Consider the following 13,226-nt stretch of genomic DNA (forward strand, 5'->3'; position numbering starts at 1 on the left):
CTTCGCGTGAACCCTTATAACTTAAATTTATCCACAGATTTCAGAAGTCCTTCTGATTGTTGGTGCATTTCTCCTGAGTAAGAAGTTAGATCATCCGCTCCAGAAGCAACTTCCTGGGTTCCCTCTGAGATACTTACGATTGTCTTAGTGATCTCATCAGTAGCACGTTTCTGTTCTTGGACTGCTTCCTCAATTTGTAAACTGAAACTCATTAAGAAGTTCGCTGATTGATGGATGTCTTGTGTATTCTTCTCTTGGGTTCGAACAGATTCCAATACCTTCTTCGCCGATAATCCAAAAGAATCTACAGAGGTTCTAAGTTTACGAAGTATATCGCTCGCTTCTTTAACCTTAGTGTTTCCATTATGAACTGCATTGTTTGTGGAATCCACAAGTTCTCCAATCTCTTGGACTGAAGATGATGTTTGAGATGCAAGTTTACTGATCTCTTCTGCTACCACTGCAAATCCTTTACCCGCTTCTCCAGCACGAGCCGCTTCTATTGCTGCATTCAATGCAAGAAGGTTTGTCTTTTCAGATATTTCAGTGATGATAGATAAGATCTCGTTGATACGGCTCGCACTCTCACCAATCTCATCCATCGCTTGATTCGTGGCTCCCATCGCATTCTCACCTGTAACGGCTCGCTCTTGGGATTCTGAAGCTACTTGAGATAATGTTTGCATTTCATTATTGATCGTTCCGATCTGTTCACGAAGAAGAACTACGTTTGTATCTATCTCCTTCATGTTCTCAATCGCTTTTTCCATTGACCTACGAACATTCTCCGCTGATGCAGCAAGTTCTTCCACCGCTGCTGAAGATTCTTCCGCCGCGGAAGCTTGTGCTTGGGCTACATCCGAGAAGTTACGACTGGACTCAGCCATTTGGTCCGAAGTACTATTTAGTTTTGTAGAAGAAGTTTTGATATCCAAGATGATCTTGGAAAGATTCACCTTCATCATATCCATGGACTTGAGTAGTTTACCTATCTCGTCTTCTCTTGCGATCTCTATATGAGAAGTTAGATCCCCATCTGCAATCTTCTCGGAGAAACCGATCGCTTCTAATAATCCGCTAGTAATTAATTTATTAAAGATCAGGTTTAGAATGATCAGGATCACAACCATAATTATCAAAGAAGATAAAATCGTCTGTAAGATCACTCCTCTCATATCAGACCAAAAGATGGAATCTGGGATCGATACTTCTACCGCCCATGGTTTATCATAATTTCCTAATAAAAATGGGAAAAAATGATGACCCTCTCCTCCTCCATGCAAGGAGAAAGATTTTCCTTTTGCGATCCCTTCAGTGATCTGTTTTAACCATTCTTGGTCCGGATTTTTTTTACCAACCAAGGAAGGGTCTTTACCATTCGCAGCATAGGTCCCATTCGGAGAAATAAGTGTAAGATAACCTTCTCCCCTAAACGGTCGGATAGGCCCCAAGAGTTCCTGTAGATTTTCCATGGCAAGATCTATGCCCACTACTCCGGAAAAACTTCCGCCTCTAAATACAGGTTTCACTATGGAAACCATAAGTACATCTTTTCCACCTACAGGATAAGAAAAAGGATCTGCAACATAATCATGAAGTGATTTCTTCGGAACGGTATAGAATGCTCCGGATTCATCCAGGTTTTCATAATATATTACCGGTTCTGCGATGACAGCACCTTTTGATTTATTGATATAAGGAACAAATCTTCCTGTTCCATCATGATAAGGAGGTTTATTTTTGTATCTTGCATCAGGTCCATCGAAACCGTTCGGTTCGAATACTACCCAGGTCCCGAAATAATAATTATTTGCCTCAACTAATTTCCAAAGTGCGGCTACTACCTCTTCCCTTGTTGGTTTAGAAGTTTCTAATAGAAATTGGGTCCCCCTAAGAGAACCCAATGCTGCATCCAGAAAATCCTTTACCTCATAGGCGAATCGTTCGCCTGCCATTCTGGATCCATCTTCTACCTGATACTTCAGGCTGAAATAGGATCCGACCGAGTTGATTGCGGTCAAAATGATCGAACCGGAGAGTAAAACTACCGATAGATAAAGTGAAATCCTGAATCGAATACTCATTTTAAATATTCCTTATATACTTAGAAGTTTTGGCTGAAACCTATACTAAACCAAACCAAGTGAGAAGGAATTTTCTGCAGAAGATATGATTCTCTTACAGATTGCCTCAACTGATCGGGAATAGAAGTGGAGGAATTGATAAAGTCCAGCACCAACTGATTTGCAGGACCGTTCACCTTCCCAGGATCCACGATCTTGCTGTCTTTGGAACTGGTATTTACATAACCGCCTGTCGCTCCATAATAATTGTCTGTATCATACATATATAAATTAGGTCTATATACGTCCGCCGCCTTGAAAAAGAATTTTCCGAAAAAGAAAGTGAGCGTGGAAGTGATATCCTGGATACCATATCTGTTATCTACGATATTATTACTCATCGCATAACCTATATTAACCTGAGGAAGTATTCTGAAAAAATTCCCTTCAAAAAATTCATGTCCCATTGTTAAGGATAGATAGTTTTTACCAGCCATCAAACCTGCATTCTCTTGAGAGAATTGTGTATAAAAAGAGATAGTTGGATTAGCCCACTGCAAGAAAGGCAATTTCCAAAAGAAGAAATATTCCTGCCATGCCAAACGAGTGATCTGGGTAGAAGGGTTATTTGCTCCAGCAACTCCTTGTGCTGCGGATGAATTGTATGCTCCTAATGAAGGAGAAAGATAGGCGGAACTCTTTTGGAAAGTATTATAGAACCAGATACCTGCAGTAAAAGTTCCCCAACTAGTCTTCTCAAAATTATAATAGAATGCGTAGAACAATCCATCAGAACGTTTCATACCGTTCTGTTCTTTTTTGAAACCTGGAACGTCCCCACCGCAAGTTGAACCTGTTGTCGGATTTCCCGCCATAAAGTTTGCCTGAGTATCATAAGGGCAAGCAGAGTTTAACGCATCCGGAGAAGGAGCGGAGAAAGGGCTCAAAGAACCAGCAGATCCTTGTCCAGCATAAGCAGGTCCGGCTCCTCCAGGATACATTTGGAATCTTCCATCATTATCCCTATCATTACGTTCTGTTAATTGAAAGTTTCCCCAGAATTGAACTTGGAAACCTTTTAATGGAGTATTAAAAGTAACAGTAGGTTGGTAAGAAGGAACGAATGTCATCGCTCTATAACTTTCGTTGTCTCTTCGATTTGCGATCTCTCCGGAGAAACTAAGTCCCCGCCAGATAAAGTCTGTGACCACCTCGTGTATCACTTCTATAGAAGTGTCTCCCCCGTTACCGTTGCTTGAACCCGCACTTGGACCATACATATTAGGGGGACCGGTCTCTACATGACCTTGGGGAACATCGGAAACTCTTTGTGGAGCCGTTTTCTTATCTAATGTAGAAGCTCCTACATTCTGTTTTCCTTTTTCGTAACTTACCTGAGCAACATTATCCTTATCCACGAAGCGGACATAGTCATCATTCTCTGCGACTAATACTTTTTCTTCGTCTTCTAAGATGATCTTACCTCGGACCACTTGTCCGTTCTTTAAACGAACGAAATCGGCTGAGAATAATTCTCCGAAACCGAATAGAAAAAATAATCCTGCCACGTAAGCAAGCGGACGCTTCGGCCAAACTCCAAGGAACATAATTTTGTCTCCAATATAAACTAGGGCGGGCACCCTACTATCTCTCGATCTTTCCCAAGTACATAGAGTGATCTTCTACAGGGCGAGAATCCTTAAGAAGACGAAAAGAAATGTGCATTTATCCTAACTCGTCACTCAAAAAATTTTATTATAAAAAATATTGATAATTTATTTCTGAACGTTTGAAATGTTTCGATTAGTTTACGTTTTAAGCTTCTCGGAAATCAGGAAAATTTTGCCTTATTCTTTCCACAAAACTACAACAAAGGCTGAGTGAAAAACCAAGGTCTCCAGTAATTTTTGTTTTCAAAGTGAAGTTTTCGCTTTCTATTAAATAGAGAGTGGGTCCCAAAGATACAAAACAAAAAGATCAGGATCTCCAGACGGAGCTAGATACAGCGAACCAACGCATCTCCGAGTTAGAGAAAAAGGTAGAAAAACTATCTCACTCGGAATCTGACAATCGTCTTTTGAGGTCTTTGATCGATTATTCTCCTTCTGCAATCACGATTGTGAACTCGGATACCGGGATCTTCGAGGTAGTCAACTCAACTGCTGAAATCCTTTTTGGTTATACCAGAGAAGAATTTTTAAAATTAGGTCCTGCAGAAATTTCTCCGGAATATCAACCGGATGGAAAAACTTCCAGAGCGTCCGCCTATGAAAAGATAACGCTAGCTTTGCAAGGAGAGACGCCGGTATTCAAATGGGATCATTGTGATAAAAACAAACAGATCATTCCCTGCGAAATACATTTAGTAAAGATCCCCGGGTCTACCAACCTAGTCCGTGGAAATATAATCGATCTTAGAAAAGAACTCGCAGCGGAAGTTCTACTCAAGAGTAGAGAAGAGCAGTTAGATCTTGTTATAAAAAGTGCAGACCTCGGATTCTGGGATTGGAATATTCCGAAAGGGATTGTAATCCCTAACGAAAAATGTGCAAAGATCTTAGGATATACCTTGGATGAATTCGAAACTACAAGCGAATTCTGGACTTCGAGGATCCATCCCGATGACCTTCCTCTTATCCAAGAAAGCCTACAAGAACATGTAAAAGGCCAAGCTGAATTACTCGAAACAGACTTCAGAATGTTATGCAAGGATGGGTCTTGGAAATGGATCCGTTCAAGAGGAAAAGTTTGGGAAAGAGATAAGGATGGTATTCCTATCCGAGCACTCGGCATTCATATTGATATTACCGAAAAAAAAGAAACGGAAAAGATCTTAGAAGAAAAAGAAAGGACCTTAGATCTTGCAGTCCAAGGTGCCAACCTAGGTATATGGGATTATAATATCGTAACAAACGAACATCACGTAGATGAGAACTGGCTGAAAATGATAGGCTATCAGCCCGGTGAAGTAACTCCTACTTACGAATTCTGGAATGAAAGCCTTCATCCGGAAGATAGGGATAACACAAACGCAGCCTGGCAAAATTACGCGAAAGGAGAATTGTCCTCCTACTCCACAGCATTTCGTTTAAAATGCAAAGATGGATCTTATAAATGGATCCTGACCAGGGGAAAAATATCAGAGAGAGATCTAGACGGGAATCCGATCAGAATAATCGGAATCCATATTGATATTTCTGAACAGAAGCAGATAGAAGACGAATTAAGAGAAACAAAACTTTTCTTAGACAGAGCCCAAAAGACTGCAAAAATAGGGAGTTGGGAATACGATATACCCTCCGGCAATATGACTGCGTCCGAAGGTCTTTATCAAATTTTAGAAACAAATGATAGAATGCTTGTCCCTACATTCGATTATATGCATCCCGAGGATAGGGAAAGAGTAGAGGAACATTTCAAAAGATCGGTAATAGAAGGAATCTCCACTGAAATAGAATATAGGTCCATCACACCTTCTGGAAAAGAAAAAGTACTTTTAAACAAAACCGATTACATTAAAGACTCCGAAGGAAAAGTTCTCAAACTTTTAGGAACGGTCCAAGACATTACTGAAGAGATCAAAAGAAAAAAAGAAGAAGAAGACAAAAGAAATATAGAAAGACTCACTTCTTCCATTTCGACAGAATTGATCGATCAACCTATATTAGAAATTGAAGAAGCTATCTCTAACTCGATATTAAAGATCACTCAAACATTCAAAATGTCTAGGGGAAATTTAGTATTATATGATACTGAAAAATTAAGCAGAACCCTAATTTACGAGTTTATCGTTCCGGAAGCAAAAAACCAAGAAGCAAGCTGGCCCACGGAAAGCCAGATAGATCCAAATAATTTTCTCACTAAAAAGATCCTAGACGGGGAAATAGTTACGCTTCAATTAGAAGATTTTCCTGAATCGGATGCTCGAAACAAAATGCTCTCTCTGTCGATCCAATTTCTGATTGCGATCCCTCTTACCTTAGAAGGAAAAGTGGTTGGGGCTTTAGGAATGACTTCCGAAATTCCTTTACGTAAATTGGATATGAAATTCGAAGAATTCGAACTCGCAAGCTTAAAGGCGATCGGAGAAATTCTTACAAACGCAATTGAAAGAAAAAGAAAACACAGTGAACTCATCGCAGAACGTGACCTTCTCTCTGAGATCATGAAAACTTCAGTTGCGGCAATCACAGTATTAAGCCCTGAGGGGGAAATATTATACGCGAATTCTTCTGCGGAAAAAGTCCTTGGACTAAATTTAGATCAGATACAAAAAAGAAAATACAATGCTCCTGAATGGAAAACTACTTCAATTGATGGCGGAGAATGGACAGTAAACGATCAACCATTCATACGAGTACTTAACTCTGGACAACCTGTATATGATATTAGGCATGCAATAGAAGATGAATTCGGAAATAAAAAATTCTTATCCATCAACGGAGCTCCAATCAAAGATGCTTCCGGTAAGATCAAAAATTTAGTCTTCCTAGTAACAGATATTACCGAATCACTTCAGGCAGAAAGGGCCTTAAAGTTGAGCGAAGAAAGGCTGAGGCTTGCTTTAAACGCATCTAAAATGGGAACCTGGAGTTGGAATCTAAAAGACAGAACGGCTCATTGGTCTTCTGATACCGCTTCCATCTTTGGGATTGACCTGCAGGATTTCGATAATGCAACTTCAGTGTTCATGGATCTTGTCCATCCGGACGATCAAAATCTGATCCGAAAATCGGTAAAATCCAGTCTCCTAGGAAAAGAGAATGCAATCAATTTAGAATATAGGGTTTTCCATCCTGATGGTACCATTCATTGGTTAGAAGTCAAAGGCCAAGTATACCGTAACTCTAAAAAGGTTCCAGGAAGAATGGCAGGCATCGTTGCAGATATTACCGACAGAAAAAAATCGGAAGAAAAATTAAAAGCAAGTGAGGCAAGGTTCCAAACCTTCTATAGATTTGCAAACGAGGCGATTATTTTCTTAGATCCAAGGACAGAAGGTATCTTGGATACAAATCCGGCTTTTTTAAGGGTATTCGGCTTCAATCAAAAAGATATTCATTCTGTTTCTCCCGTATCCTTATTCACTCCTGATTCCTGGGCGACATTACATGCAAGGATACGTTCTTTCGAAAGTTCGGAAAACCTGGAATTGAGAGCGATACGATGGAACGGCCAAGTATTTTCTGCGATAGGAAGTGTTCACTTCTACACGGAAAGAGAGTCCTATGTGGCCGCGATCAGTCTTTTGGATACTTCTGCCATCCAAGAAGTGGAAGAATTAAAAGTGATCAATGACGAGATATCAGTCAGGAACAGGCTGATAGAGATGCAAAAGAATGAGTTATTAGAAACATTAGATAATCTTAAAAAAGCTCAGGCACAATTGATCCAGTCCGAAAAAATGGCTGCCCTTGGACAATTGATCGCGGGTGTAGCTCATGAGATCAATAATCCGATCGGAGCAGTCCAAGCATCTAACCAAAACTTACAAGAATGTCTAATACGTTTCCAGACCATTTTGCCCGACGTACAAAAGGTATTAACTGGAATGAATTCGGAACAAGTGGAATCCTTCCGGCAATTCTTGAGTCTGGTCCGCCAACCAAAAGACCAATTGGCAGGAATGGAAGAAAGAAACGCCAAGAAAAATATAGTATCTCAATTACAAGAATTGAATATTCCCTCTCCTTACGCGATCGCTGATGCTCTGACTGATATGGGATTTAGGGAATTACCTAAGATAGCTCTTCCATTCCTTATTTGTGAGAAGGCAAATATTCTATTGGAATATTCCACACTCGAAGCGTTCTTCTTCTCCAACACGAATACGATCCAGATTGCAGTGGATCGTGTCTCTAAGATCTTATACGCTTTAAAAAACTTCTCTCATTTCGACACCACTTCCGAAAAGATCCCGGCTTCTATTACGGAGAATATAGAAACAGTCCTCACTATCTACCAAAACCAGCTCAAAAAAGGTATCCAAATCTCAAAAGAATATGAGAATATTCCAAAAACATTATGTTATCCTGATGATCTGATCCATGTATGGACAAATTTGATCTATAATTCTTTGCAAGCAATGGAGTTCAGGGGAGCGATCAAAATTAAAGCTTACCAAAAGGCAGAATCCGTCTGTGTTGAAATCACGGATAATGGACCTGGAATTCCCGAGAATATTTTGGACAAAATTTTCCAACCTTTCTTCACTACAAAACTTCCGGGAGAAGGAAGTGGCTTAGGATTGGATATTGTGAAAAAGATCGTAGAAAAACACGAAGGGAAAATAGAAGTAGAAACAAGACCCGGTTTTACAATGTTCCGGATCCTGCTTCCTTTTATAGAAGTTAAAGTTTAAATTTGTCTACAGACCTGAGAAGTCCTTCGGATTGTTGGTGCATTTCTCCTGAGTAAGAAGTTAGATCATCCGCTCCAGAAGCAACTTCCTGGGTTCCCTCTGAAATACTTACGATTGTCTTAGTGATCTCGTCGGTGGCACGTTTCTGTTCCTGGACTGCTTCTTCAATTTGTAAACTGAAACTCATAAGGAAGTTCGCTGATTGATGGATGTCTTGTGTGTTCTTCTCTTGGGTTCGAACAGATTCCAATACTTTCTTCGCTGATAATCCAAAAGAATCCACAGAGGTTCTAAGTTTACGAAGTATATCACTCGCTTCTTTAACCTTAGTGTTTCCATTATGAACTGCATTGTTTGTGGAATCCACAAGTTCTCCAATCTCTTGGACAGAAGAAGATGTTTGAGATGCAAGTTTACTGATCTCTTCCGCAACCACTGCAAATCCTTTACCCGCTTCTCCAGCACGAGCCGCTTCTATTGCTGCATTCAATGCAAGAAGGTTTGTTTTTTCCGAAATTTCAGTGATGATAGATAAGATCTCGTTGATACGGCTCGCACTTTCCCCAATCTCATCCATCGCTTGATTGGTGGCTCCCATCGCATTCTCACCCGTAACAGCTCGCTCTTGGGATTCTGAAGCAACTTGAGATAATGTTTGCATTTCATTATTGATCGTTCCGATCTGCTCACGAAGAAGAACTACGTTTGTATCTATCTCCTTCATGTTCTCAATTGCTTTTTCCATGGATCTACGAACATTCTCCGCTGATGCCGCAAGTTCTTCCACCGCTGCTGAAGATTCTTCCGCTGCGGAAGCCTGGGCTTGAGCAACATCCGAGAAATTACGACTGGACTCAGCCATTTGGTCCGAAGTACTATTCAATTTTGTAGAAGATGTTTTGATATCCAAGATGATTTTGGAAAGATTCACCTTCATCATATCCATGGACTTTAGTAGTTTACCTATCTCGTCTTCTCTTGCGATCTCTATATGAGAAGTCAGATCCCCATCTGCAATCTTCTCTGAGAAACCGATCGCTTCTAATAATCCGCTAGTAATTAGCTTATTAAAGATCAAGTTTAGAATGATCAAGATCACAACCATTATAATAAGAGAAGATAAAATCGTCTGTAAGATCACTCCTCTCATATCAGACCAAAAGATGGAATCTGGGATCGATACTTCTACCGCCCAGGGTTTATCATAATTTCCTAATAAAAATGGGAAAAAATATCTAGTATGACCGGAACCCTTGATCTGAAAATCCTCTCCTTTCAAACTCAATTCTTTTACCTGAGCGCGAATGGTTTCCTCAGGGATCGCCTTACCTACTAAGGAAGGATCTCCACCATTTGCAGCATAAAGACCATCAGGTGAAACCAGGGCCAGATAACCTTCTCCCCTAAACGGTCGGATAGGCCCCAAGAGTTCTTGTAGATTTTCCATGGCGATGTCTGTTCCGACTGTTCCTACGAATTTTCCGTTTCGTAAGATTGGCTTAACCATGGAAACCATAAGTACATCTTTCCCACTTACGGAGTATACATAAGGATCGGAGATAAAATCTTTCTGGGTCTTTTTAGGAATTCGATAATAAAAGCTGATCGTGTCATCCACATCATAAGATTCTGCGAATGTGATTTTCAGATCGCCTGTCGCCCTATTCCAATACGGAATAAACCTACCGGTCGCGTCGTGATAAGGGGTATTTTTGTATCTTGCATCCTGACCGTCGAAAGCATTTGGCTCGTACAATACCCAGGTCCCAAAAAAATGAGTGTCCGTTTCGGCTAACCTTTTAAGAGAAGAGATCATCTCTTCGCGATTAGGATGAGAAGTTTCCAACATAAATTGAAAACCTCTTAAAGATCCTAAAACTGAATTTAAAAAGTTAGAGATCTCGTATTGATAACGTTTACCGGCCATGGCAGATCCTGAATCCACCTGAGTTTTTAAACTAAAATAAGAGGAAAATGAATTGATACCTGCCAGAACAAAAGAACCGGTCAAAAGTACAATCGCCAAGTAGAGTGAAATCCTATATCTGATACTCATAGTAAAAGCCCGAGTCTATATTTTATTCTGATTTGGGAAAAGAAAAGCGAAAGATTGTGCAGCCCGGTTCACTTTCCCAATTCCAGCTGCCCCCGTATTTTTTAGAAATGGAAGCGGCAACTGCAAGTCCTATACCTGCGCCTTCACCTTCCGATTTTCCGGAAGATAAAACTTCTCCCACTTGTTCTCTGATGTTCTTAGGAATACCGGAACCACTGTCTTCTACCTCGCAGATGATCTTGGATTCCGCATCATAGATACTTACTTTAAGTCTTCCTTCTCCGGACATTGCCTGGTATGCGTTATCTACAATCTGAGTCCAAAGTCTTACCAAATCTTCAGGTATACATCTCATGGTTGCCTCAGAGATATAATTTCTTTCAACCGTTACTCTGTTTCCGCCTGCGCCTTCATATACTCCAAGAACAACTTCCATTGTATCGGAAACCTTGACCCGTCTTTCTTTATCTTCTTTTGCGATACCTGAATAGGTTTCCAAAGCGGATACAATTTTGTACATTCTATCCGTAGATCTATGAATAACTTCTTCCGAAATTTCCAGACCTCTAACTGCCATCAAAAACTCAGAGATACGATCCCATTCCGAACATCTACATAACTGAAGAATGAATTCAGGACAATCTGCAAATCCCAGTTCAGCTACAACGGCAGCCTTATCTCCTGCCTCCTCTATTTGTTCCTGCTTTAAGAATGCTTCTATAGAATGCCTTGTCTCTCTGAATTTTTTCCCGATCTGCTCTTTATGATTTTCTAATGTTCTTTTCAAAGTGACATTAAAAAAATCCCTTTCGGACTCGGTCGCCTCACTCAAATATTCGAATAGAAAAGGTAGAAGTATCGTAATCCTTTTTACATAAAAGGAAATATTTTCCCTCGAGGCCCCGATAGCCCCTAATGGATTATTGATCTGGTGACTGACTGCGCCGGAGATCCTACCTATGGCAGCTAATCTTTCGTTTCTAAGTAAGGTTTCTTGTGCTGTTTTTAACTCACCTAAGGCGACTTCCAATTCTTCTTTTTGGAGGCGAATGATCTCGTTACGCGAATAGATCTCAGCCGATTCTCTTAAGATCTTTTCGGACCGGATCTGTTGATCAATCGCAGCCAGTAACTTCTCCTTCATATTCTCTAATGTTATAAAAAGATGATGGATCTCATCTTGGAATATCCGAGTAGGGATTTGAGCAGAATAATTTCCGGCACCTAACGAATCTGCAAATATAGTCGCTTCCGATAATCCTTCCGAAACGAACTTGCAAAAGAATCTGTCCAGAAAATATAAACACACGGGTAATAAGGCGAATGTGATGAGTAAACATCTTAAAATAATCGGTCCTAGATCGTTCCATAAAACTGAATCCGGGACATACACTTCTATGGCCCAGTTCTTGCCATAGGTCCCCATACTAAATGGAAATATGTAGGAGTTCCCACCTTCTACCGGATAGGCAAAAGGTTGTCCTGTAGATAATGATTTCTGAACGGATTCTTTTACTTCAGGAGTTCCAGCATTCTTTCCTTGCAAAATCCCTTTAGCACCATGGACCGCATATTTCCCACCGGGAGAGATCAATGCTAAATGGCCGTCACCGAACGGTCTCTTAGAAAACAATTCTTCTTCCAGATCCGAAAGTTTTAGGTCCAAGCCTACAATTCCTATAAATCTTCCTTGGCGACTAATCGGCCGAATCAAGGAGATCATAAAAATATTCACTCCATCTAACGGATAAAAATAAGGTTCTCCTACAAAGTCGCTTAACGTAGCTTTAGGGATCTGGTAATAATTTCCACTCTCGTCGGTATTATCATAATATACACTTTCTTCTAAACTGATCTCGTCTGGATTTTTGACACTTCTATGAAAGTATGGTACAAATCTACCTTTGGAATTGGAGCCTTTACGACCTATAAATGCAGCGTCCCTGCCATCAAAAAGATTGGGCTCGAAGACTGCACCAGCTCCTAAAAATCTTTTATCATGTTGAAAAAGATCCACTAGATCTCTTTCAACTGAATCGCGAGAAGGACGAGTAAGTTCCCAACGAGTTTTAGCTTCTCCCACTCTGGAAATTGCTTCTGAAAAAATTTTACGTATTTCGAAGGAAGCACCTTCCGCCTTTGCAAACGCAGCTTCTTGGGAAGCAACTTTGGAATCATAAAATGCGGATGCAGCCACTAACATAGTTAGCAGAACGGAGAATGTAAATAGAACAATAGCGCAGTAAAGAGAGAAGCGCGTTCGAAGGCTCATTATGCCCCCCTATTTATTTAAGGGCTGAGGTGATAGTGGTTACTAATTCTTTTTCGTCCCAGGGCTTTTTCAAGTAGCTGTATAAATTGATCTCTTTTTTTAAAGCTTCGACGGAAGCGATATCCGCATGACCTGTGATAATGATCTTTTGGATCTCCGGATATCTTTGGTGAACGATTCTTAAAAATTCGTCTCCCTTGATATTCGGCATCAGCCAGTCGGAAATTACGATCAGGATCTTGACTCCCTCTGTTACTAATTCTTCAATGATCTGCATCGCTTCGGACGCATCTAGAGCTGTCTCATAACGATAAGTATCACCCAAATGTCTTTTGACTTGGGACTTCATACTCATCAAAATGAGTGCTTCATCATCAACAAAAAGAATCGCTTTCTCCACCGCTCCCCCGGTACCAACGTATAAATTAGACGAACAAAAACGAAAAAACCCCGGCTCAAAATCCGGAGCAAAAC

Annotated in this window: 6 protein-coding genes; 1 reads left to right on the forward strand and 5 read right to left on the reverse strand. The window is 40.5% G+C overall.

All coding sequences use genetic code 11. From position 1 onward, the window contains the following. Nucleotides 1–14: 14 nt before the first annotated feature. A complete protein-coding gene (locus tag EHO65_RS04960; protein WP_135773064.1) occupies nucleotides 15–2,084 on the reverse strand; it encodes a methyl-accepting chemotaxis protein in 2,070 nt (689 codons plus the stop codon). A gap of 20 nt (nucleotides 2,085–2,104) precedes the next feature. Further along, a complete protein-coding gene (locus tag EHO65_RS04965) occupies nucleotides 2,105–3,670 on the reverse strand; it encodes an LA_0442/LA_0875 N-terminal domain-containing protein (RefSeq protein ID WP_244243443.1) in 1,566 nt (521 codons plus the stop codon). 470 nt (nucleotides 3,671–4,140) lie between these two features. On the opposite strand from EHO65_RS04965, the gene EHO65_RS04970 reads away from it, so the two are divergent. Beyond that, nucleotides 4,141–8,424 carry a PAS domain-containing protein gene (locus EHO65_RS04970; RefSeq protein ID WP_167482009.1) on the forward strand — a complete coding sequence of 1,428 codons (4,284 nt, stop codon included), beginning with the start codon at nucleotides 4,141–4,143 and terminating at the stop codon, nucleotides 8,422–8,424. Here EHO65_RS04970 and EHO65_RS04975 read toward each other — a convergent pair. From EHO65_RS04975 to EHO65_RS04985, 3 genes are read right to left on the reverse strand one after another with little or no spacing between them, the layout of a single operon-like run. Then, nucleotides 8,414–10,480, reverse strand: a complete 2,067-nt coding sequence (locus EHO65_RS04975) for a methyl-accepting chemotaxis protein (protein ID WP_135773066.1) — start codon at nucleotides 10,478–10,480, stop codon at nucleotides 8,414–8,416. The genes EHO65_RS04970 and EHO65_RS04975 overlap by 11 nt on opposite strands. Before the next feature lie 22 nt (nucleotides 10,481–10,502). Beyond that, nucleotides 10,503–12,752 carry an ATP-binding protein gene (locus EHO65_RS04980; protein WP_135773067.1) on the reverse strand — a complete coding sequence of 750 codons (2,250 nt, stop codon included), beginning with the start codon at nucleotides 12,750–12,752 and terminating at the stop codon, nucleotides 10,503–10,505. 13 nt (nucleotides 12,753–12,765) lie between these two features. After that, nucleotides 12,766–13,152 (reverse strand): response regulator, encoded by a 387-nt coding sequence (locus EHO65_RS04985; protein ID WP_008597002.1) that lies wholly within the window; start codon nucleotides 13,150–13,152, stop codon nucleotides 12,766–12,768. Nucleotides 13,153–13,226: the final 74 nt, after the last annotated feature.

This window comes from Leptospira andrefontaineae (assembly GCF_004770105.1).
GTDB classification, from domain to species: Bacteria; Spirochaetota; Leptospiria; order Leptospirales; family Leptospiraceae; genus Leptospira_B; species Leptospira_B andrefontaineae.

Bases quoted from the DNA above. Each gene is read 5' to 3' on its own strand.
- EHO65_RS04960 (WP_135773064.1), bottom strand. From the start codon at position 2,084: ATGAGTATTCGATTCAGGATTTCACTTTATCTATCGGTAGTTTTACTC.
- EHO65_RS04980 (WP_135773067.1), bottom strand. From the start codon at position 12,752: ATGAGCCTTCGAACGCGCTTCTCTCTTTACTGCGCTATTGTTCTATTT.
- EHO65_RS04975 (WP_135773066.1), bottom strand. From the start codon at position 10,480: ATGAGTATCAGATATAGGATTTCACTCTACTTGGCGATTGTACTTTTG.
- EHO65_RS04965 (WP_244243443.1), bottom strand. From the start codon at position 3,670: ATGTTCCTTGGAGTTTGGCCGAAGCGTCCGCTTGCTTACGTGGCAGGA.